Here is a 23148-nt window from a genome sequence, read left to right as displayed (position 1 = left end):
GAACGATATCGCCCCATTTATATCCGCGCGGCCCGCGTATCCGCCACGGGCCGAGGCGGCGGGCGCCAGTGCATTTTCGTTCAAGATTTTTATTGATATGGCGTTTAGACTCGGGCCACTTTTTGAGACTCTGCGCCCGTCTGCCGTGCAGGCCGGCGCGGACTCCCGCCCCGGTGAACCGCGTGTTCACATGGCGGTCATCGTGGGGAACCTGGAGGCGGCCATGATCCAGATCGGGAATTTGTCGGTGGATTTCGAGCAGCGCGACATACGCGACCACGGTGCGTCGTTGCGTATCGGCGCGCGTGCGCTCGACATACTGGAAGTATTGCATCGCGCGAACGGCTCCCTCGTCTCGAAGGACGACATCATGGACGCGGTGTGGCCGGGCCTGATCGTCGAGGAGAACCGGCTGCAGGTGCACGTCGCGACGTTGCGCAAGGCGCTGGGCCCGAACCGCGACCTGATCAAGACGGTGCCGGGCCGCGGCTACCTGCTGATCGCGCACCCGCCGGTCGCGCACGTGGTCGCGCCGCGCGCGTCCGAGGTTGCGTCCGAGGTTGCGCCCGAAGCGGCCGCGGCACCCCATCCGGCGCCGCTCGTCGGGCGTCAGACCGAGATCGGGCAGATCGTCGACATGCTCGAGCGGGCATCGGTCGTCACGCTGGTCGGCGCGGGCGGCATCGGCAAGACGAGCCTGGCCGAGCGCGTCGCGCATGAACTGCGCGGCCGCGCCGGCGAACGCGTGCTGTTCGTGGAACTGGCGCGCGCGGCGACGCGCGACGACGTGCTGCGCGCGATCGGCGCGGAACTCGGGCTCGACGCGGATGGCGTGCCGGCCGTCGAACGGATCGGCGAGGCGTTCGCCGCGTCGCGCGGCCTGCTCGTGCTCGACAACGCGGAGCACGTCGTCGACCTGGCGGCCGACCTCGTCGAAACGCTGACGTCGCACGCCGCGCCGCTGCGCGTGCTCGTGACGAGCCGCGAGCCGCTTCATATCTCGGTCGAGGCCGTGTTTCGCGTGAGTCCGCTGGCGGTGCCGGACGCCGATGCCGGCGTCGACGAGATCGTGCGCCATTCGGCCGTCGAGCTGTTCCTCGCGCGGGTTCGCGCGGCCACGCCCGATTGCGCGGTCGATGCGGCCGGCATGCGGCTGATCGGCGACATCTGCCGGCGCCTCGACGGGCTGCCGCTCGCGATCGAGCTGGCCGCCGCGCGGGTCGCGACGCTCGGGCTCGAGGTCGTCGCGGCGCGTCTCGACGACCGGCTGAACCTGCTGACGGGCGGGCTGCGCTCGGCGTTGCCGCGCCATCAGACGCTGCGCGCCACGTTCGACTGGAGCTACGTGCTGCTGGATGCGGCCGCGCGGTCGCTGTTTCGCCGGATGGCCTGCTTCGTCGGCCCGTTTACGTTCGATGCCGCGCGTGATGTCGCGATGGACCCGGGCATGCCGTCTGCCGAAATGATCGCGCTGCTCGGCGAGCTGGTCGCGAAGTCGCTGGTGACCGTCGAGTTCAACGGCGCGCAGGCGCGCTACCGGCTGACCGAATCCACCCGCGCGTACGCGCTCGAAAAACTGCGCAACGAAGGCGAGTTCGACACGGTCGCCGCACGTCATGCGCGCTACGAACGCGAGCAGGCGGAGGCCGCGATGGCGGCCCAGGCCCAGGCCGCGCATGCGGCCAGCCTGGGTGTCGGCGCGGGCATCGCGCCGCTACGCGAACTCGCCGCGGCCGGCCCGCCGGCCGCGGAAATCGACGCGCTGGCGCATGCGTTGCTCGAGCCGGCGCGCATGCGCGAAAGTTCGATCCCGGCGAGACGCGCGCTCGACGCGCTCGATGCCGGCGCCCACGGCGCCGTCGACGCGGCACGCGAGATGCGCCTGCGCGCGGCCTATGCGGCGGCGCTGCTGCATACCGACGGCGATACGCACACGGCCGCCGCGACGTGGGACAGGACGCTCGGTCTCGCGGGCCGGATCGGCGACGAGGCGTTCGACGCGCGCGCGCTGGTCGGGCTGTGGAACACGATGCTGACGCGCTCCGACATTCATGAATCGCTGCGCTACGCGACGCGCTTCGAGCGGGCCGCGGAGCGCCGCGGTGACCGGCCGCAGCGGCTGCTGGCGGACGCGATGGTCGCGACCTCGCTGCATTACTTCGGCGAGCATGCGCAGGCGCGCGAGCGGCTGGAGGCGGCGACGGCCGAGCTGGCCGTCGCCGGCGAGCCGCCCTGTGCGCAGGCGGCGCTGGGCATCGACGTCGCGACGCTCGGCCGGACGATGCTGACGCGGCTCGTCTGGCTGCAGGGCGATGCGGAATATGCGATGCGGCAGGCCGCGCAGGCGGTCGAATGCGCGCGCCGCAGCGGCTCGGCGCCGGCATTGTGCGTGGTGCTCGGCGCCGCGGCCGTGCCGATGGCGTTGTCCTACGGCGATCACGACGCGATTTCCGATTATCTGGCGACGCTGCGCTCGACCGCCGATGCGCACGGGTTCGACATCTGGCGCAGCCACGCCGAGTGTCTCGCCGGGCAGTTCGACATGCAGGCCGGCCATCCCGGCGCCGGGCTCGCGCGGCTCGAGCCCGCGCTGCGGCGCATCGAAGCGAGCGGCTTCCGGCGCCTGCTCGCGCCGCTGGTCGTCGCCTACGCGGAAGGGTTGACGCGCACGGGCCGCGCGGCCGACGCGTGCACGAAGCTCGACGCGACGCTCGCGCGCTGCCGCGCGCACGGCGAGCATCTGTTCGTGCCGGAACTGCTGCGCGCGCGGGGGCTGGCGATGCTCGAACAGGCCCGCACCGCCGACCCGGATCTCGCGATCGCGTGCGAAGCCGACGGGCACCGTCACCTGCTGATGGCGATTCATGCGGCGAACGGCCAGGGTGCCGCGATGTGGGCGCTGCGCGCGACGCTTGACCTGGCCGATCACCTGATCGAGCGCGGGCGCACCGCGCAGGCGTCGTCGCTGGTAGCCGACCTGTCGGGGCATGTCGACCCGCAATCGCGGGCGTTCGACGTGCGCCGCCTGGCGCGCCTGCAGAACTTCGTTCGCCCGGAGACGGCTGTGCCGACGGGCCTGACGCGCAAGCGACGCGAGGCGGCGGATGCGATGCAGTCGGTGGCGTAACGGCGTGCCGGGCCCGCGCCGGGCGCCGTCGCGTCCGCGCGCCGCGGCGCGGCGGCCTGATCGTGCAATGTTCAAGGGGGAAGGGATGGTCGGTGTATCGTCAAACCGGGTGCATGCCGCGTGCGGCCGCATGCCGGCGTTCGGCGCGAGCAGGGGGGGCTGACGGTGCTCGACACGACGGCATTCGCCGAAGCGGCGGACCTCATCGTCTACAACGGCAAGATCGCGACGCAGGACGCGCGGCAGTCGTTCGTGACCGCGCTCGCGGTGAAGGACGGCCGGATCCTCGCGAGCGGCAGCGGCCGCGACGTGCTGCGCCATGCGCGCGACGGCACGCCGCGCATCGACCTGAACGGCCGCACCGTGATCCCGGGGCTGAACGATTCGCACCTGCACATGATCCGCGGCGGCCTGAACTTCAACCTCGAGCTGCGCTGGGACGGCGTGCCGACGCTGGCCGACGCGCTCGGCATGCTGCGTCGCCAGGTGCTGCGCACGCCTGCGCCGCACTGGGTGCGCGTGGTCGGCGGCTGGACCGAATTCCAGTTCGCGGAAAAGCGCGGGCCGACGGTGGCCGAGCTCAACGCGATCGCGCCCGACACGCCGGTCTTCATCCTGCACCTGGGCGACAGCGCGCTGCTGAACGCGGCCGCGCTGCGCGCGATCGGCTACGGCCGCGACACGTCCGATCCGCCCGGCGGCGAGATCCAGCGCGATCGCCTCGGCCGGCCGACCGGCATGCTGATCGCGCGCCCGGACATGGGGATCCTGCATGCGGTGCTCGAGCGCGCCCCGAAGCTCGGCCACGACGACCAGATCAATTCGACGCGGCATTTCATGCGCGAACTGAACCGGTTCGGCGTGACGAGCGCGATCGACGCGGGCGGCGATTTCCAGGCCTATCCGGACGACTACGCGGCGATCATGGCGCTCGCGAAGCGCGGCGAACTGACGGTGCGCATCGCGTACAGCCTGTTCGTGCAGCAGGCCGGGCGCGAGCTCGACGACTACACGCGGTGGGTGACGCTGGCCAAGCCTGGCGACGGCGACGCGTTCCTGCGGATGAACGGCGCCGGCGAACTGCTGGTGTATTCCGCGGCCGATTTCGGCAATTTTCTCGAACCGCGCCCCGACCTGCCCGACGCGCTCGAGGCGGAACTGGCCGTCGTGGTCCGGCTGCTGGTGCGGCACCGCTGGCCGTTCCGGCTGCACGCGACCTACGACGAATCGATCGGCCGCTTCCTGAACGTGCTGGAAGCCGTGAACCGCGAGCTGCCGTTCGACGGGCTGCGCTGGTTCTTCGATCATTGCGAGACGATCTCGGATGCGAACATCGCGCGCATCGCCGCGCTCGGCGGCGGCGTGACGGTCCAGCACCGGATGGCGTTCCAGGGCGAGTACTTCATCGCGCGCTACGGCGCGGAAGCGGCCGCGCGCACGCCGCCGATCCGCGCGATGCTGGCGGCCGGGCTGCCGGTCGGCGCGGGTACCGATGCGACGCGCATCGCGAGCTACAACCCGTTCCTGTCGCTGTACTGGATGGTGTCCGGGCGCACCGTCGGCGGCACGGCGCTGTATCCCGAATGGAACCGGCTCGGCCGGATGGAAGCGCTGCGCCGCTATACGGTCGGCAGCGCGTGGTTTTCGAACGAAGACGATCGCAAGGGCGCGCTGGTGCCCGGCCAGTATGCGGATTTCGCCGTGCTGACGGACGACTACTTCACGATCGACGAGGCGCAGATCAAGACGCTCTCCTCGGTGCTGACGGTCGTCGGCGGCAAGGTCGTGCATGCGGACGACGAGTTCGCGCCGCTGGCGCCGCCGCCGTTGCCGGTCAGCCCCGCGTGGTCGCCGGTGGTCGAATTCGGCGGTTTCGGCCGGCGTCGTCCCGCGGCGGCGGTGTCGCTGCGCGCAGCGGCCGGCGGCAGTGCCGCTGCCGCCCGCGCGGATGCCGGTGCCGGGCGCGGTCCCGCGGCGCGTTTCGCGCGGCGCCTGCAGGTGGCTGCGCGCGAAGTCGTCGAGCAGTGCGAAGCATTCGGTTATCCCGGCGTCGCCTCGTAGGCGGCGGATCGGCGGGCCGGCGCGTGCGGCCCGATGAACAGACAATTTTCCGCCCCGGCGCGGGGCAGAAGGAGACGAGATGAGTGGAGCGCCGACGTGCGCACCCGCCGATGACGAAGTCGCCGGCGTTCGCATTCCGCGCACGCCGATGGCGATCGAAGCGGCCGAAGCGGCGTGTGCATCGTTGCCACCGGTGCTGACTGGTCATGCATGCCGGGTGTTCGTCCTGGCGTCGCTTGCCGCGCGCCGTGCCGGCGAGACCCTCGATGCCGATGCGCTGTACGTGGCCGCGATGTACGCGAACATGGGACTGAGCCCCGCCTATTGCCGCTCGAGCGCGCGCTACGAGGTCGACAGCGCCGATGCCGCGCACGCGTTCCTGCTGCGGCATCACACGTCGCAGCGCCAGTGCGACGACGTGTGGCGCGCGATCGCGCTGCATACGACGCCCGGCGTGGCCGCGCGCGTCTCGCCGCTGGCGCGCGCGCTGGCCGAGGCCGTGGCGGCTGACCTGATGGCCAGCGGCTTCGACGCATATTCGGCGGACGAGCGTCGGGCGCTGCTCGCCGCATATCCGCGCGAAGACGGGTTCGGCGACGCGTTCCTCGATGCGGTCGCACGTGGCGTCGCGCACCGGCCGGCGTCGACGTTCGGCACGTGGAGCGCCGATGTGCTCGAGCGTGCCGACCCGGATTTTCAGCGGCCGAATTTCTGCGGGCGCGTGCTGGGCGCGCGCTGGAAGGACGTTTGACGGCTTCGTTTCGGGGCCGGTGGCGCGGGCTTGCAGCGGTGGCAGCTGGCCGCTGCTGCGGCGCCGGGGCGTTGAGGCGTTTAGATGCTCAGACGTCCATGCGTCCAAGCGCTCAGGCACTGAGGCGCCCAAGCGCCCAAACGTTCAAACGTTCGCGCCCGCCGCGTCATGACGCGCATAGTCGACATAACCCGCGCGGTCGCCGCCATACCAGCCGACCGTCTTCGGCGCGGCGAGCGGCGCCTTCGCCGCGATGCGCTCGACGAGATCGGGGTTCGCGATGTAGGCGCGCGCGAACGCGACGAGATCGGCGTCGCCCGCGTCGATCAGCGCATTCGCGGCCTCCGGCGCGATGCCGCCGTTGACGATCAGCGTGCCGCGGTACGCGTTGCGCGTGTTGGCGACGATCCGCGGCAGGTCGGGTTCGCCGCTCCAGCCGTTGGTGTCCGCCGCGTGTACATAGGCGACGCCGGCTTCGTCGAGCATGCGGCCGACGTACGCGTACGTCGCGTCCGGATCCGCGTCGCGCACGTTGTTGTACTTCGCGTACGGCGAGATGCGCACGCCCACCCGGTCGAGCGGCAGCACGCCGCCGACCGCGTCGACGATTTCCTCGAGGAAGCGCGCGCGGTTCGCGACCGAGCCGCCGTAGCGATCGTCGCGGCGGTTCAGCGTCGACGACAGGAACTGGTGCGGCAGGTAGCCGTTGGCCGCGTGAATCTCGACGCCGTCGAAGCCGGCCGCCTTCGCGCGCAGCGCGGCCTGGCGGAATTCCTCGACCGTCGCGGCGACCTCGTCGGTCGTCATCGCACGCGACGGCGTCGCGTGAATCTTCGTGTAATAACCGTTCTGCAACTGCGCCCACACTTGCAGCTGTTCGAGATCGTCGTTGACGCCGGACGGCGACAGCGGCGCTGCGCCGCCGAGCAGCGTCAGCGAGCTGACCCGGCCGCCGTGCCACAGCTGCGCGAAGATGCGCCCGCCTTCCGCGTGGACCGCGTCCGTGATCTGCCGCCAGCCGGCCGCCTGCTCGTCGGTGACGAGCCCGGGCGTCAGTTCGAATGCCGCGGAGGCCGGGCTGACGTTGGTCGCCTCGGTCACGATCAGGCCGGCGGACGCGCGCTGCGCGTAGTATTCGGCCATGAGTTCGGTCGGCTGGCCGCGCGACGGCGCGCGCGAGCGCGTCATCGGCCCCATCACGATACGGTTGGGAAGCGGCAGGCCGCGCAGATCGTAGTGGCTGAGCAGGGAAGACATGAAGGATTCCTCTTCAGTGGAGCAGGGCGCCGCCGCATGTCGTCCGGTTGCGTCCGGTGCGGCGGCTGGCGCTGCGGAAAGTCGGAGATGACGTGCCGGCAGCATTCCGGTGCGCGAAGCGCCCGCTCGGGATTCGCGCGTGAACCGGTGCCGGCGCCGGTTCAAGCCTGGGCGTGGCGTTGCGCGTGCGGCCGCCCGATCACGAGGTAGTGGGCGAGCGCGACGATCGGGAACGCACCGGCGACGGCGGCGACGAGCGGCCAGCCGCCATGCTCGTACAGCGGGCTCGCGAGCGCGGAGCCGACGGCGCCGCCGCCGAAGATGCTCGTCATGTACAGCGCGTTCAGGCGGTTGCGGCTCGCCGCATGCAGCGCGTAGATCTCGCGCTGGCCGAGCACCATGTTCATCTGCACCGCGAAGTCGAGCACGATGCCCGTGACGACGAGGCCGTACAGCCCGGCGCCGTGGACCAGCGCGACCGCGTACGACAGCGCACCCGCGACCAGCGCGATCAGCGTCGCCCGCACCGTGTGCCCGGCATCCGCGAGACGGCCGGCGACGGGCGCCGACGTCGCGCCGATCGCGCCGACCAGCGCGAACAGGCCGATGGCCGATTGCGACAGGCCGTAGTGACGCGTGAGCTCGACCGGCACGGCGGTCCAGAACAGGCTGAACGACGCGAACATCAGGCCCTGGTAGAACGCGCGATGGCGCAACACCGGCATCGTGCGGACCAGATGCAGCAGCGAGCCGATCAGTTCGAAATAGGTCGCGCGGTGATCGGGCTGGCGCGACGGGATCGTCAGCGCGAGCACGGCCGTCACGAGCGTCATCAGCACGGCGGCGGCGGCGAACACGAAGCGCCAGCCGAACGCGTCGGCCACCACGCTCGACAGCGGGCGCGCGAGCAGGATGCCGAGCAGCAGCCCGCTCATGATCGTGCCGACCACGCGGCCGCGGGAATGATCGGGCGCGAGGTGCGCGGCGAGCGGCACCAGGATCTGCACGGCGACCGAGCTGAAGCCGATCAGCAGCGAGATCGCGAGGAACGGCCCGGGCGTATGCACCATCGCCGCCGCCGCGAGGCTCGCGATCGACACGACGGCGGTCGTGATCATCAGCTTGCGGTTTTCGAGCAGGTCGCCGAGCGGCACGATGAAGAACAGGCCGAGCGCGTAGCCGATCTGCGTCAGCGACACGATGAGGCTCGCGGTCGCGCCGGACATGTGCAGGCTCGGCGCGATGAGTTCGGTGATCGGCTGCGCGTAGTACAGGTTCGCGACGATCGCGCCGCAACTGAACGCGAACAGCAGGATGAGGCCTTGCGTGAGTTTGGCCGCATGCCCGTGGGCCGCGAGCGGGGTGGATTCTGCTGACATGGTCGACTCCTTCGAAAGAGATGTCGGGTGCCCGGTCGTCGGGCGGATGATGCGGTGTGGGTCGCGGCGAAACGGAAGCCGCCGCATTGCCGTCAAGATTATTGATCGATCGATAACAAGGGAATACGGCCGCCGCGCAATCGAGCATTGCGCGGCGCGCAAAGGGGGCGGATCGCGGGCGGCTTCATGCGCGCCCGCCGCGACCGGGATCGGCCGCGAACCGCATGCCGGTGACGGCGAGCCCGGCCGCGGCGTGCGCGCAGGCGGACGCCAGTGGCGGGGAGCCTGGCCGACGCGAGCGCGCAGGTGGACGCCCGGGGGCGGCCAGATGGCCGCGCAACGGTTCGCCGTGCGTGTCGGGAAAGGTGGTCAGGCGGCGCAGCACCTTGACCGCGCCGCCCTGAGCGGGCGACGGCCGGTCGCGACGTTCGTGGACGGCGGCCTCGCGGCCGACGCAAGGCAGCGTGACGGCGGCGGCCACGTCCGCGATGGATGGCGCCGCCGGCGATCGCGATCTTCATGATGGCCTCTCGTCGCGGGCCTCCGGCGCGGATATCGCGGATCGCGAAGCCCATGAAACCAGTCTGGATCGCGCGGGCTGAATTGTCCTGAAACGCCGCCTTGAATCACTTGATTCATGCGCTGCGCGATGCGGGCGGCCTTCAGCCTCGCTGGCCCTGCAGCGTCGGGATCTGCGCGAACAGGCCGGCAAGCCAGTCGACGAAGACCTTGAGCTTGACGGGCGTGTGGCGGTTGGGCGGATACAGGATCGAGATCGGCCGCGGCGGCGTGTTGAAATCGGTCAGCACCTCGCGCAGGCGTCCCGATTTCAGGTACGGCTCGACCAGGTACAGCGAGGTCTTGATCAGGCCGATTCCCGCGACGCCGCATGCGATGTAGGTGTCGGCGTCGTTGACCGCAACCGTGCCGCACATCTGGATGATGCGCGTCTCGCCGTCGACGACGTAGTCCCACGGCCGCGGCCGGCCCGTATCGGCCGACATGTGGCTGACCGCGATGTGCTGCGCGAGGTCGTCCACCGTGTCGGGTGCGCCGCAGCGCTCGAGATACGCGGGGGCCGCGCAGGTGCAGGTGGTGAGGCTGCCGATCCGTTTCGCGACCAGCCCCGAGTCGTCGAGCGCGCCGATGCGCACGACGCAATCGACCCCCTCGCCGACGAGGTCGATCTGCCGGTCCGTCACGCCGAGTTCGACCGAGATGCCCGGATGGGCGGCGAGGAACTCGGGCAGCGCGGGCACCATGATCTGTTTCGCCATCGCCGGCGGCAGGTTCACCTTCAGGCGGCCGCGCGGCACGTTGCGCGCCTGCGAGACGGCCGCTTCCATGTCGTCGATCTCGCGCAGCACGCCGACGCAGCGTTCGTAATAGGCCTGCCCGTCCTCGGTCAGCGAGATGCGGCGCGTCGTGCGGTTCAGCAGCCGGCAGCCGAGATGCTGTTCGAGCGTGCTCAGCAGCGCGGACACGCGCGGCGTCGTGAGCCCGGTGGTGTCCGACGCGCGCGTGAAACTGCCCGTCTCGACGATACGCGTGAACACGCGCATCGAAAGCAAGGTATCCATCGTTCAGAAATCTCCAGCCTGTCGGGTTGCCGGCGCCGGTCCGTGCCGGCGCGGTCGGTTGTGATGTGCGGCTATGCGTCGATCCGTTTCCTGAGCGAATCGCCGGCGAACGGCATTTCGCGCATGCGCTGGCCGGTCGCGTCGAAGATCGCGTTGGCCAGCGCGCCCGCGGTCGGCCCCATCGACGCCTCGGCCGCGCCGAGGAACGGCGCACCGGGGCGATTGATCAGATGCACCTTGATGCTTTGCGGGGCCGAGCCGAATCGCAGGATCGGATAGCTGCTCCAGTCGAAACTGCGAATGCGCTGCGTATCGTATTTCAGCGCCTCGTACAGTGTCCAGCTCGCGGCCTGCACGATGCCGCCCTCGATCTGGTTGCGGATGCCGTCCGGAGATACGACCTGGCCGGCGTCGACCGCGACTTCCGCGCGATCGAGCGTCACGTGGCCCGTCTCCGGCTCGACCGTGATCTCGACCGCGATCGCGACGTAGGCCATCAGGTTCTTGTACTTGCCGAACGCGAAGCCGACGCCGCGATTGCGCGCGCGCGGCGGCCGCGGCCAGCCGAACCGGGCCGCGGCGAGCTGGATCACCTGCCGCGCGCGATGGTCCTGCATGTGGCGCAGGCGGAATTCGACCGGATCGATGCCGGCGGCGTGCGCGAGCTCGTCCATGAAGCTCTCGATGGCCCACACGTTGGTGTGCGCGCCGAGCGAGCGCATCGCGGAAGTCTGCAGCGGCATCGTCGGCGAGAAGTTGTTGACGATGTGCATGTTGGGCAGCGCGTAGAGCGGGATCGCGTTGCGATCGCCGCCGCCCTCGGGCTGCAGCATCGGCGTCGACGGCGCAGACACGAACGGCGGCTCGAGCATCCGCGCGGGCAGCAGCCGGCCGGCGTTGACGATGCGCTCGTTGTGCGAACTGCTCCACAGCGCATAGTTCCAGTCGACGATGCGGCCGCCCGCGTCGAGCGACGCGCTCAGCTCGGTGACCATCGCCGGCGTGAAGTGGTCCCACGTATGTTCCTGCTCGCGCATCCATTGCACGCGGATCGGCTTGCCGGGCATCGCCGCCGCGATCAGCGCCGCATGCGCGGCCGCATCGTCCGCGCCGTTGTGCCCGTAGCAGCCGGAACCCTCGGTGTGAATGCAGCGCACGCTCGCCTTCGGCAGCGACAGCATCTCGGCGAGGGCGTCGCGCAGCGGGTACACGCCCTGCGAGTGGGTCCACACCGTCAGCGTGCCGTTCTCGAGATGCGCGACCGAACACGACGGCCCGATCGAGCCGTGCAGCAGGTAGTTCTTCAGGAACGTGGCGGATAGCGTCTTCGTCGCCGGCGCGGTGGGCGCACGCGTGTTGGCGATTTCGATGCGCTGGGTCGCGATCCGCTTGAGCTCCGCGTGGACCGTCGCGCGATCGGGCAGCGCGCGGCCGCCGGACCAGCGGCAGCTTGCGGCCAGCGCGCGCTGCGCGACGACCGCCTGCCATTCGCCGTGCGCGACGACCGCGAGCATGCTGCCGTTGCGCACGATCCGCACGACGCCCGGCAGCTTCAGGATCGCGGCCTCGTCGAACGACTGCAGCGCCGCGTCGTACACCGGCGGCATCACGACGCGCGCGTGCAGCATGCCCGGCAGTTCCATGTCCTGCACGTAGCTGACGCCGCCCGTGACCTTGTTCGGGATGTCGACGCGCGGCAGCGACGTGCCGATCACGGTGAACGTGGCCGGGGGCTTCAGCGGCGAGGTCGGCGTCGCGTTGCGGTGCAGGTCGACGGTGCGCACCGCGTCGCCGTAGCGCATCGTGCGGCCGTCCGGCGCCTTGATGACGGCATCGGCGACGGTGAGCGTGCGCGGATCGACGCCGAACTGCTTCGCCGCGCCGTCGACCAGCAGCCCGCGCACCTGCGCGGCGGCGTTCAGCAGCGCGGAGCCGCTGTCCGCCATCGTGTGGCTGCCGGCCGTCAGGCCCTCGTCCGGCGACGCGCCGGTGTCGGCGGTCAGGAACGTGATCAGCGAGGGCTTCATGTTCAGCTCCTCGGCGGCCACCTGCAGCAATGCGGTGCGCACGCCGGTGCCGAGCTCGACCTTGCCGGTAAACACGGTGACCTTGCCGTCGGGCGCGATCTTGATCCACGCGTCGAGCAGCGGGTTGGTCTTGAGGCTGCCGGCCAGCGTTTCGGTGGCCTTGGCGACGTGGACGGCGGCGCCTTCGTCCGCGATCACGACTTCGGCGGCCGCGCGCGCGGCCGGCGCGAGGCTGAACGCGACGAAGAGCGCGCCGGAGACCATGAAGTGCCGGCGGCCTTCGTCGATGTCGTCGGGTGCGTTCATCAGATTCCCTTGCTGATCATGACCGGCGCGGCGGACGGTTCCGGCTGCGGCAGGCCCGCGACCTGGCGCACGGCGGCCAGGATCCGCATGTGGGTGCCGCAACGGCACAGGTTCGGTTCCATGTGGGTGCGCAGCTCGCGTTCGGTCGGTTTCGGATTGCGTTCGAGCAGCGCCTGCGCACGCATGATCATGCCCGCGATGCAGTAGCCGCACTGCGCCGCCTGGTGGTCGATGAACGCCTGCTGAAGCTTGCCCGGATGGTCGGCCGTGCCGAGGCTTTCGACGGTTCTGACGCGGCGCTCGCCGAGCGCGGCGACCGGAATCAGGCACGAGAACATCGGCTTGTCGTCGACGATCACGGTACATGCGCCGCATTGCCCGAGGCCGCAGCCGAATTTCGCGCCGTGCAGGTGCAGGTCGTTGCGCAGCGCGTACAGCAGCGGCGTCGACGGATCGATGTCGAGCGTGTGCCGCACGCCATTCACGGTGAGGGTGATCATGGTGCGCGGTCCTCCTTTCTGAGCTTCGCGGCGAGGGTGTCGATGCCGCTCCATGCGGGGCGATCGGAATACGTCTCGCGCAGGTAGGCGGCGAGATCCGCGATCTGCGCGTCGTCGTACTGGTCGAGGTAGGACGGCATGTAGTTCAGCGTGTCCTCGCCATGCCAGCCGATGCCGTTGAACATCATCTGGATCGCGTTGCGCGGCGTGTCGGCATGGATGGCCGTGCTGAACGCGAGCGTCGGCCGCTCGCCGATCGACTGCATCGGCGAGGCCGGCCCGTGACACTGCGCGCACGACGCCTGGAACAGTACGGCGCCGCGCTGCGCGGCCGGCGTCGTCGGGCCGTGTTCCGCGGCGGCCGTCGTTGCGGGACGCGCGGCGGCCGGCTTCTGGATGGACAGGATGTACGCGGCGATCGCCTCGACGTCTTCCGCCGGCACCGTCGCGAGATCGCGCGTGACCGGCAGCATCGGTCCGGCGGCCGCGCCGTGCTCGCTCGCGCGGCCGGTGCGCAGGTACGTGACCAGTTGCGCCTGCGTCCACGGCCGGGCCGCGTTGCCGAGCGTGTTGAGCGGCGGCGCGTCCCAGCCGTCGACGATGCCGCCGTCGAACGCCTTGCCGGCCTGTTCGCCGCCGATCGCGTTCAGCGGCGAATGGCAGGACGCGCAGTGCCCGAGGCCGTCGACGAGCATCTTGCCGCGATTCCATTGCGCGGATTGCGACGGATCGGGCTGGTACGCGCCCTCGCGCAGGAACAGCACGTTCCAGAACGCGACCAGCGGCCGGAAGTTGAGCGGGAAGATCAGGTCGTTCGCCGGCGTCTTCGTCTGCACCGGTTCGCGCGTCATCAGGTACGCGTATGCGGCCTCGATGTCCTGGTCGGACATCCGCGTGAAATGGATGTACGGAAACGCCGGGTAGAGCGGATGGCCGTCGCGGGCGATGCCGCTGCGCAGCGCCCGCTCGAACGCGGCCTGCGACCAGCGGCCGATGCCCGTGTCGGCATCCGGCGTGATGTTGGTCGCGTAGATCGTGCCGAATGGTGTCGCGAGCGGCAGGCCGCCGGCGAACGGCTTGCCGTCCTTCGCGGTGTGGCACACGACGCAGTCGCCGAGCGCGACGACGCGCGCGCCGGCACGAACGAGCTGCGGATCGAAAGACGTGCGCGCGGGCGGATCGACCGGCGCGATCGACGGCCGGACCATGATGCCGATCGCGACCGCGAGGCCGACGACCGCGACAACCGCCGCGCCGAACCAGAGTCGTTTGTGCTTCATGCGCGCTCCACGCGAACCGGTTCGTCCGGCGTCATGCAATTGGCGTGGCACGGGAACGGACGCCGGCCAGGCCGGTTGCCCGCTGCGGCGCGCACCGGTGTGGCGTGGCGCGCGGGCCGATGTGCGCGGCCTGGACAGCGCGTGCCGGCGGCGGATGTCGCAGCCGGGGCCGCCGGATGGCGATGCGGCATCGCCGATCGATCCGGCCATGCGAGGCCTGTCCGGCCGCAGCGATTCGCGGCGGAAATCATGTCGTCACTCCTGGGGTGGGGGCGCGCGGGCCAGAGGCCGCGCGGCGATTGATGGAGGCAGTCTACGCTGGCGTCGGCGGCAATTCCTGAAGCCGCGCTGAATCGTTCTGAACGGTGACGGGCGGCGCACGCGCCCACGCCGGCCGTGACTTGCGCGCGAGCGGCGCCGGCACCGGCGCGAGCAGCACGAACGTGAAGTTGCACGCCTTCGTTCACCGGCTGGCGGCGATCGTTTCCTTGCGGCCGTGCGCGGGTCGAATGATGCGCGTGGCAAAACAGGTCGACGCATGAATGGCCGCGCCGTGCGGAGTCGACCGCGCGGGTTCCGTCGAAGAACGCGCCCGCCGATGCGACAAGATAAGGACAACGAAGCGAGAAGGGAGAGCAGAACATCATGCAATGACCTCAGCGCGGCGAGCCGAGGCCGAACGATGCGGCGAGTTGCGGCCCTTTCTCGAGCAAGGCGGTCACTTCCTCGCGCCGCCGCGCCGACCATTGCGCGAGACGCTCGACGACATCGGCCGCGTCGGCCGGCAGCGCTTGCGCGAGCGACACGGCATCGGCCGCCGCCTTCGATGTGCCGGACGCCGTATGCGGGCGCACGGTGCAGGCCGCATCGCCGACCAGTGCGACGCGACCGTCGGCGAAGGTGGGGCTCAGCACGTCGAAGATCGCCTGGTTGAACGGCGCGCGTGTCGCGAGCACCAGCTGCGACAGCGATGCCGGCAAGCGCTCTTGCGCCAGTTGCCGCAGCGACGCAACGGTCTCGTCGGCAAGCATGCCGGGGTGCACGGACGCATGATGGACGTTGCCGTTCCGGTCGGTCAGGTGGCGGCGCAGCGCGGCGCGATCGGCTTCGTTGCGATACCACAGCCAGTTGAAGCGGCGCATGCCCGGCGCGAGCGAGCCGTCGAGCGCCGGAATCAGGAACGCCATGAACAGTTCGCCCGGCGCCTTGTGTAGCGTCATGTTCTCGACCAGAGGCGCGATCGCGGCGGGCTCGAAGCCGGCTTCGTCGACGATGCCGCGCCACGCGAGGTAGCCGGCGAACGACGGCGCATGGCCGGGAAACAGGCGCGTGCGCAGGCTCGAGCCCGCGCCGTCGGCGGCGATCAGCACGTCCGCGCGGATGCGCTCGTCGCCCAGGTGCACGTCGACCCCGTCGGCATCCTGCTCGAAGCCGCTGACCGCGCGGCCATAACGGATGCGTCCGTGCGGCAGCGTCTCGCACAGCGAGCGGTAGACGGCGTCCCACGACGAGAACGGCAGCATTTCGGGTTCGTCGCGCGTGACGATGCCGGCGCGGTCGATCCAGCGCCGCCGACGGGTCGGCACGCTGAGCGTCTGCCGGCAATGACGGCCATGCTGTTCGAGAAACGCCATCATCCGGCGCAGCACGGCCACGCCGCCGCCCTGGCCGCGCAGCGGCGACGGCGAGCGCTCGTAGACCGTCACGTCGTGCCCGATGCAATCGAGCGTCAGCGCGGTCGCGAGACCGGCGATCGACCCGCCGGCAATGGCTATCTTCATCGTGCGTGGTTCCTTGTTGGAAAAAGCGGCCCGGCTGCCCGGCTGCGCGGCGACGTGTGCCGTGCCGACGGCTCGCCGGATGATGGCATGTCGGCCGGCGGGTTGCGCCGATCGTGCAAGCGTCGTCGCGCGAGCGCGACATGGCGGCCCGATCGCGCTAGATCCGCAGCAGCTTCCCCGCATTGCCGCCGAGTATCAGCGCGCGCTGGGCCGCGCTCAGGTCGAGCCGGTCGAGAAAGCGGACCGGCTGTTCGTAACCCATGTCGAAGCAGTAGTCGCTGCCGAGCACGAGCCGGTCGATGCCGACGTTCGCGATCAGGAAGTCCAGCACCGGCCTCGAATGGGACACCGTGTCGTAGCTGAAGCGCCGCAGATAGCTGCTGGGCTTCTGCGCGAGCCGGCGCGTTTCGGGACGCACGGTCCAGCCCGCGTCGAGGCGCCCCGCGACGATCGGCAACGCGCCGCCGGCATGCGGCAACGTGAAGTGCAGGTCCGGATGGCGATCGAGCACGCCGCCGAGGATCAGGTGCGCGGCCGCGATCGCCGTGTCGAACGGATTGCCGAGCAGGTTGCTCAGGTAGAAGTCACCGAGCCGTGCGCCGCCGACCGTTTGCTGCGGATGCAGGAACACCGGCAGGTTCAGTTGCGCGATGCGCGCGAAGACGGGTGCGAACAGCGGGTCGTCGAGATCGCGATTGTCGATGTTGGTGCCCATGTACACGCCGCGCACGCCCGGCAGCTGCGCGGCGCGCTCGAGTTCGTCGATCGCGTCGGTCGCGTTCAGCATCGGCAGCGTCGCGAGTACGACGAAGCGGGTCGGATGCCGCTCGTAGACGCGCGACGCGGCCGAGTTCCAGTCGCGCGCGAGCTTCGCATTGAACGGCCGGTCGGCCCAGTACGCCATCGGCACGCTGAGCGACAGCGCCTGGACGTCGACGCCGGACGCATCCATGTCCCGCAGCCGGGCATCGACGTCGATGAACTTCATCGGCAGCGGCCCGAGGCCGCCGGCCGGCGTGCGGAACGTGAACGACGCGTCGTCGCACGTGAACGACCCGCCGAAGCGCTTGCCTTCGCCGCCGACCAGATTGCAGAAGCTTTCCGGGTAGTAGTGCGCGTGGATGTCGATCGCGCGCGGCCGCTGCAGCGGCGCGGTGGCCGATGCGGCCGGCGTGCTCGCGGTCGCGGCGGCCGATGCCGAACGGCCGGCCAAGGCCGTGCCGGCGAGCGCGGCGAACGTGCCGAGCAGGCGTCGCCGGGCCGGCGACGGGCAGCAGGTGCAGGTCAGCATGGTGTCTCTCATGGGGTATCGGATGTTCGAATCGTGCGGCTCAGCCGCGTTGCGTGATGCCCGTTGTGCTACCCATTTCGCACGCGACGAGCTGCGTGTCGAACTGCTCACGCTCGCGCCGCGCGCGGGCCGAGCGATCGGTGACGGAGAACAGGACGATGCCGGCGAACGCCGCCGCCATCGAGAATAGTGCCGGGTATTCGTACGGATAGACCGCGTGCGCGTGGCCGAGCACCTGCACCCACACGGTCGGGCTCAGCACGGTGAGCGCGACGGCGGTGGCGAGCCCGAGCAGGCCGCCCAGCACCGCGCCGCGCGTCGTCAGGCCGCGCCAGTAGATCGAGAGCAGCAGCACCGGAAAATTCGAGCTCGCCGCGATCGAGAACGTGAGGCTGACGATGAACGCGATGTTCTGCTTTTCGAACGCGATGCCGAGCAGGATCGCGAGCACGCCGAGCACCACGGTCGTCGCGCGTGCCACGCGCATTTCCTCGTGATCGGACGCGCGCCCGCGGCGCAGCACGTTCGCGTACAGGTCGTGCGAGATCGCCGACGAGCCCGCGAGCGTGAGTCCGGCGACCACGGCGAGGATGGTCGAGAACGCGACCGCGCAGACGAAGCCGAGGAACACGTTGCCGCCGACCGCGTGCGCGAGGTGGATCGCCACCATGTTCACGCCGCCCGTCACGGCGCCGGATCCATCGTGATAGCGCGGGTCCGGTGCGACGAGCGCGATGGTGCCGAAGCCGATGATGACGATCAGCACGTAGCCGGCGCCGACGATGCCGGTCGCATGGAGGATGCTCTTGCGGGCGGCCTTGACGTCGCCGACCGTGAAGAAGCGCATCAGGATGTGCGGCAGGCCCGCCGTGCCGAAGATCAGCGCGAGGCCGAGCGACACGGCGGAGACCGGATCGGAGACCAGGCCGCCCGGACGCAGGATCGCCGCCTGCTTCGGATGCGCGCTCACGGCCTGCGCGAACAGCGCGTCGAGGCTGAAGCCGAAGCGGCTCAGCACCATGAATGCCATGAATGCGGCGCCGGCGAGCAGCAGCACGGCCTTGATGATCTGGATCCAGGTGGTCGCGAGCATCCCGCCGAAGAACACGTAGATCACCATCAGCACGCCGACCACCAGCACCGCGACGCGGTAGTCGAGACCGAACAGCAGCTCGACGAGCTTGCCCGCGCCGACCATCTGCGACACCAGATACAGCAGCACGATGACGATCGAGCTCGATGCCGCGAACGCGCGGATCGGCCGTTGCCGCAGGCGATAGGACACGACGTCGGCGAGCGTGTACTTGCCGAGGTTGCGCAGCGGCTCCGCGATCAGGAACAGGATGATCGGCCAGCTCGCGAGAAAGCCGACCGAATAGATCAGGCCGTCGTAGCCGCTCGTGAACACCAGCGCGGAAATGCCGAGCAGCGACGCCGCCGACATGTAGTCGCCGGCGATCGCCCAGCCGTTCTGCAGCGCGGTGATCCGGCCGCCGGCCGCATAGTGGTCGGCCACGCTGTGATTCTTGCGCGCGGCCCAGCGCGTGATGACGAGCGTCGACGCGACGAACAGCAGGAACATGCCGATCGCGACCGGGTTGTGTCCGTGTGCGATCGCCGCGGGGCCGGCCGCGAACGCCGGTGCCGTGCCGGCGGCGGCGATCGCGGCGAGGAGCAGGCGTTTCATGGCGTGTCTCCGTGACGAAGGGACGCGACGAGCGCGTCGTGGACCGAATTGGCCTGGAATACGTACAGCGCGACGAGCGCGAACGTGACGACGAACATGCCGAAGCCGACCGGGATGCCCCACGGCGTCGGCCGGCCCGGCACGATCGGCTGGCCGAGCAGCGCCGGCGAAAACGCCAGCGTCAGGATGAACGCGAAATAGAGAGTGAGCATGACGAGCGTCAGCGACCAGGCGAGCAGCCTTCTGCGCCTGACGAGCGTGCGAAAACGGGCATCGCGCAGCAGCGGATGGGCGGCCTGCGCCGGCGAGTCCTGGGCGGGCGCGGTGCCGGCGGTGGCCGGAAGCGGGTGGTTCACGGTGTCTCCTCGATGGATCGAATGTCGCGGCCGGGCAGCAGGCGTCGCGCGTCTCGTGCGCGGCGCCCGCCCGTGCCCGGCTCGGAAATGCGGCTCAGAAATGCGGCGGCACGGCGGTTTCCCGCATCACGACTTCCGGCGTGCGATAGCGCTCGGCCATTTCGCGCTCGGTGTCGTTTTTCAGTTGCGCCTGCATGTAGGCGCCGAGATGGCGCGCGTGCTGCACGATCGCGACGCCGAAGGCGGTGCGCGTTTCGCTGTAGTCGCTCAATGCGTCGAGCGTGTCGGCGCGCGTGCCGAGTGCCGCGGCGAGTGCGAGCGCATCGCCGGCCGCCTTCGTGACGCCCATTCCGCAATGCGGCCGCGCGACGAACGCGGCATCGCCGAGCAGCGCGATCCGGCCGAACGCCATGCGCGGCACTTCGAGGTCGTAGATCGGCTGGAACAGCGGTTGCGTCGCGCGTGCGACGACTTCGGCGAACTGCGGCGCGAGCAGCGCGTGGGCCGCGTCCTCGAGATCGGCGAGGACGTCGCGCCGGATCAGCGTCGGCGGAATGCCGCCCGCCCACAGTTTGCCGGCCTCGTCGGTCAGCAGGTTCGGCAGGTCGGTGTCTTCGCGCGTCGCGCGATACCAGACGAAGTTGTAGCGGCGCTCGCCGGGCCGCGTGCTGTTGCCCTGGCCGGCGACCGGATAGCCGAGGATCTGTTCGTGCGGCGGCAAGCCGAACGCGAACTTGTCGAACAGGCTCGCGTGGGTCGCTTCCGACAGCGCGGCTTCGTCGACCAGCCCGCGCCACGCGACGTAGCCCGCGTATTGAAGCTGCGCGTCCGGCAGCAGCCGCTCGCGGATCGCGGAGCGGAACCCGTCGGCGGCAATGACGAGATCGGCGTGCACGACCGAGCCGTCGGACAGCGTGACGCACGCGTGCGCCGGCCCGTCCGCGACATCGGTCACGACGGCGCCCGCGTGATAGTGCTGATCGGGCAGCGCCGCGCGCAGCACGTGGTACATCTTGCTCCACGCGGTGAGCGTCTGCGGCAGCCGGCGCGCCGACTCGACGGTGCCGTCCTGCGACAGCGTGATGCGCGACTCGACCTCGACGCCGATCGACGCATCGATGCGCACGCCCGCGGCGCGCATCACGTCGAACAGCTCCGGATGCGTGACGATGCCGGCGCCGCGGCCCGACAGCGCCTCGGGCACCCGCTCGTAGACGTCCACGTCCCAGCCGTTGCGCAGCAGGAGGTTGGCTGCGAACAGCCCGCCCAGCGAGCCGCCGACGATGGCGGCCTTGCGTTTGCTTGCAGTGATGTTGTTCATGTCAGTCTCCGGTGGATGCGCCGGCCGATGCGGCCGTGTCGGGAAGCGTCAGGCCGGCGACTTCGGCGGCAGGGAAGTTGAGTTCGATCGTCACGCCGGACGGATCCTCGATGAAGATCTGATGCAGCCCGAGGCTCGGCACCGTGCGGTCGCGCCACGGCACGTTCTCGGCGCGCAGCGTGCCCCACATGGCTTCGACGCCGGTCGCGAGGAACGCGATGTGGTCGACGGTGCCCGTGCCGGTGGCCGGCAGCGCCTTGTCGCCGAGATACGCCGCGAGCCCGTCCGGGTTGTCCGGATCGACGCCGATGATGTGGACGATGCCGTAGTCGGCTTCGTCCCCGCCCTTGTAGAGCCATGCGCCGGGAAAGTCGAACGGCGGGCGATAGCCGCGTTCGAAGCCGAGCACACGTTCGTAGAAGCGGCACGATCGTTCGAGATCGAGTGTGCGGATCGAGTAATGCGCGAGTCTGGATACAGGCATGGCGGACCTCGTGTTTATCATTCGATAAGTTATCGTTCGATAAACTATAGTCGAAAAAAGCGGCGGCCAGAAGCCGCGCTCGAACGGTGTTTACCCGCAGCCGGAAACGGTGCCCGATGCCGCCGCGCGGCGGGCGTTACGACGTGATCTCGCCGGCCATGACGTTGTCCGCGTAGCACCATACCCAGCGCTCGCCCGGTTCGATCGAACGGGCGAGCGGATGGCCGGTTTCGTGGAAATGCCGGCTCGCGTGGCGATTCGGCGACGAGTCGCAGCAGCCGACCTGCCCGCAGGTCAGGCACAGGCGCAGATGCACCCACCGGCTGCCGGACTTCACGCATGCCTCGCAGGTGTGCTTGTCGGTGTTCAGGACGCGTGCTTCGCCGAGATGCGTGCAGGTCGTGGTCATCTTTCGCTCCGATGCCGGCGCCGCAGGGCGCTCGCAGCGCGGCCGGCACGACGCTGCAAGCGGAGGTGAACGGGCTTCATTGTGGACGGCACACGGCGCGCGCCGACCTTAATTCTTGTTAACCGCGGCGGCGCGAAGGCGACGAGGACGTACAGTCGCCAGTGCGGCCGACACGAAACGCGGCAGTGCGCTTACCGGGAGGGATTCATGACGCAGTCTCAGCATGTCAAGGTCATCGGCTTGCCGAACAGCAAGGAAGCCTACGCAATTCGCGATTTCCTGAAGCGCGGCGTGGTCGAGTACGCGTGGTGCGAACTGAGGTCCGACACCGACTGCATGCGCGAACTGGGCATCGCGCCGCTCGCCGACCTCCGGCTGCCGGCCGTGGTCTTCCCGGACGGCACGTGCCTCTACCAGCCGACGCTGCCGGAGATCGCCGCGAAGCTCGGCTGGGTCGCCCGGCCGCGCTTCGTCGAGTACGACGTGTCGATCTACGGCGCCGGTCCGGCCGGCCTGTCGGCGGCCGTCTATGCGGCGTCGGAAGGGCTGCGCGCCGTCGTGATCGAGCGCGACGCGATCGGCGGGCAGGCGGGAACGAGTTCGATGATCGAGAACTACATGGGGTTTCCGGACGGCATTCCGGGGGCCGAGCTGGCCGAGCGGGCGCGCCAGCAGGCCGTGAAATTCGGCGTCGAGCTGCTGATGATGCGCGAGGGCGTGCATGCGACGTTCGTCGACGGCAAGATTCGCGTCGACCTGGCCGACGGATCGATCCTGACCGCGCGCACGAACATCTGCGCGACCGGGATCGAATATCGCAGCCTCGGCCTGCCCGACGAACAGCGGTTTCTCAACGCCGGCCTGTTCTACGGCGCGGGTTCGAGCGAGGCGCCGATGTGCGAAGGCAAGCACGTGTTCATCGTCGGCGGCGGCAACTCGGCGGGCCAGGCCGCGATGAATTTCGCGCGGCACGCACGCGAAGTCACGATGATCGTGCGCGGCGCATCGCTGGCGGCAACGCTGTCGCGTTACCTGGTCGACCGGATCGAGCGCACGCCGAACGTGACGGTCCGGTATCTCTCGAATGTCGACGCGCTCCACGGCGACGGCCGCCTCGAAGCGATCGTGCTGCGCTCGGACGACGGCGCGCGCGAGGTGCTGCCGGCCACGCACCTGTTCGTCTGCATCGGCGGTGCGCCGAACACCGAATGGGCGAGGGACACGGACATCATCCGCAACGCGGGCGGCTACCTGGTCACCGGCAGCGACCTGTACGACTGTCCCGGGTTCGAGCGCGTGTGGCCGCTCGAGCGCCGGCCCTACCATCTGGAAACGAGCGTGCCCGGTTCGTTCGCGGCGGGCGACGTCCGGTCGGGGTCGGTCAAGCGGGTGGCGTCGGCGGTCGGCGAAGGCGCGATGGCCGTGACCTTCGTGCACCGGTTTCTTGGCGAGGACGCGCACCGGCCGCGCGCAACCTGAGCCGTGCGATGCCGGCGCTGCCGCTGCCGCTGCCGCAGCCGCAGCCGCAGCCGCTGCCACGCATCGGCCGGT

18 protein-coding genes are annotated in these 23148 nt (G+C 70.1%); 4 read left to right on the top strand and 14 right to left on the bottom strand.

The genetic code is table 11. The features are described from left to right. The first annotated feature begins 223 nt into the window (after nt 1–223). The 3 genes from NQV17_RS18240 (at nt 224) to NQV17_RS18230 (ending at nt 5939) form a co-directional block, all read left to right on the top strand. Complete coding sequence (locus NQV17_RS18240; protein WP_257773319.1) at nt 224–3127, top strand: winged helix-turn-helix domain-containing protein; 2904 nt, start codon at nt 224–226, stop codon at nt 3125–3127. 165 nt (nt 3128–3292) lie between these two features. Beyond that, on the top strand, nt 3293–5188 hold the full coding sequence (locus tag NQV17_RS18235; RefSeq protein ID WP_257773465.1) for an amidohydrolase: 1896 nt from the start codon (nt 3293–3295) through the stop codon (nt 5186–5188). A gap of 79 nt (nt 5189–5267) precedes the next feature. After that, a complete protein-coding gene (locus tag NQV17_RS18230; protein WP_257773318.1) occupies nt 5268–5939 on the top strand; it encodes a phosphohydrolase in 672 nt (223 codons plus the stop codon). 144 nt (nt 5940–6083) lie between these two features. On the opposite strand, the gene NQV17_RS18225 is transcribed toward NQV17_RS18230, so the two are convergent. From NQV17_RS18225 to NQV17_RS18160, 14 genes are all read right to left on the bottom strand, one after another. Next, nucleotides 6084–7196 (bottom strand): alkene reductase, encoded by a 1113-nt coding sequence (locus NQV17_RS18225; RefSeq protein WP_257773317.1) that lies wholly within the window; start codon nt 7194–7196, stop codon nt 6084–6086. A 161-nt stretch (nt 7197–7357) separates the two neighbouring features. Next, nucleotides 7358–8575, bottom strand: a complete 1218-nt coding sequence (locus NQV17_RS18220) for an MFS transporter (RefSeq protein ID WP_257773316.1) — start codon at nt 8573–8575, stop codon at nt 7358–7360. Between the two features lie 184 nt (nt 8576–8759). Then, nucleotides 8760–9056 carry a hypothetical protein gene (locus NQV17_RS18215; RefSeq protein WP_257773315.1) on the bottom strand — a complete coding sequence of 99 codons (297 nt, stop codon included), beginning with the start codon at nt 9054–9056 and terminating at the stop codon, nt 8760–8762. A gap of 181 nt (nt 9057–9237) precedes the next feature. Continuing rightward, nucleotides 9238–10155 (bottom strand): LysR family transcriptional regulator, encoded by a 918-nt coding sequence (locus NQV17_RS18210; protein WP_044847103.1) that lies wholly within the window; start codon nt 10153–10155, stop codon nt 9238–9240. Between the two features lie 71 nt (nt 10156–10226). Then, complete coding sequence (locus NQV17_RS18205) at nt 10227–12488, bottom strand: molybdopterin cofactor-binding domain-containing protein (RefSeq protein ID WP_257773314.1); 2262 nt, start codon at nt 12486–12488, stop codon at nt 10227–10229. Then, nucleotides 12488–12988 carry a (2Fe-2S)-binding protein gene (locus tag NQV17_RS18200; RefSeq protein ID WP_257773313.1) on the bottom strand — a complete coding sequence of 167 codons (501 nt, stop codon included), beginning with the start codon at nt 12986–12988 and terminating at the stop codon, nt 12488–12490. Before NQV17_RS18200 ends, NQV17_RS18205 begins: the two co-directional genes overlap by 1 nt. Next, a complete protein-coding gene (locus tag NQV17_RS18195) occupies nt 12985–14268 on the bottom strand; it encodes a cytochrome c (RefSeq protein ID WP_257773312.1) in 1284 nt (427 codons plus the stop codon). Before NQV17_RS18195 ends, NQV17_RS18200 begins: the two co-directional genes overlap by 4 nt. A gap of 656 nt (nt 14269–14924) precedes the next feature. Further along, nucleotides 14925–16049, bottom strand: coding sequence for an FAD-dependent monooxygenase (locus NQV17_RS18190; RefSeq protein WP_257773311.1), 1125 nt, complete (start codon nt 16047–16049; stop codon nt 14925–14927). Between the two features lie 157 nt (nt 16050–16206). After that, entirely contained in the window at nt 16207–17352 is a 1146-nt protein-coding gene (locus NQV17_RS18185; RefSeq protein ID WP_257773310.1) for an amidohydrolase family protein, read from the bottom strand. 28 nt (nt 17353–17380) lie between these two features. Then, nucleotides 17381–19027: a cation/acetate symporter ActP gene (actP, locus tag NQV17_RS18180; RefSeq protein WP_257773309.1), complete on the bottom strand. Its 1647-nt coding sequence runs from the start codon at nt 19025–19027 to the stop codon at nt 17381–17383. Then, complete coding sequence (locus tag NQV17_RS18175; protein ID WP_257773308.1) at nt 19024–19383, bottom strand: DUF485 domain-containing protein; 360 nt, start codon at nt 19381–19383, stop codon at nt 19024–19026. Before NQV17_RS18175 ends, actP begins: the two co-directional genes overlap by 4 nt. 94 nt (nt 19384–19477) lie before the next feature. Continuing rightward, a complete protein-coding gene (locus NQV17_RS18170; RefSeq protein ID WP_257773307.1) occupies nt 19478–20704 on the bottom strand; it encodes an FAD binding domain-containing protein in 1227 nt (408 codons plus the stop codon). A gap of 1 nt (nt 20705) precedes the next feature. Then, on the bottom strand, nt 20706–21188 hold the full coding sequence (locus tag NQV17_RS18165; protein WP_257773306.1) for a VOC family protein: 483 nt from the start codon (nt 21186–21188) through the stop codon (nt 20706–20708). A 136-nt stretch (nt 21189–21324) separates the two neighbouring features. Next, nucleotides 21325–21597 carry a ubiquitin carboxyl-terminal hydrolase 14 gene (locus NQV17_RS18160; protein ID WP_257773305.1) on the bottom strand — a complete coding sequence of 91 codons (273 nt, stop codon included), beginning with the start codon at nt 21595–21597 and terminating at the stop codon, nt 21325–21327. Between the two features lie 207 nt (nt 21598–21804). Here NQV17_RS18160 and NQV17_RS18155 point away from each other — a divergent pair, with 207 nt between their 5' ends. Further along, entirely contained in the window at nt 21805–23076 is a 1272-nt protein-coding gene (locus NQV17_RS18155; RefSeq protein ID WP_257773304.1) for an NAD(P)/FAD-dependent oxidoreductase, read from the top strand. Nucleotides 23077–23148 lie beyond the last annotated feature (72 nt).

Source organism: Burkholderia sp. SCN-KJ, from assembly GCF_024656005.1.
Taxonomy (GTDB): Bacteria; Pseudomonadota; Gammaproteobacteria; order Burkholderiales; family Burkholderiaceae; genus Burkholderia.
Note: the sequence above shows the minus strand (reverse complement) of the source record. Positions and strands in the feature narration are given on the sequence as shown.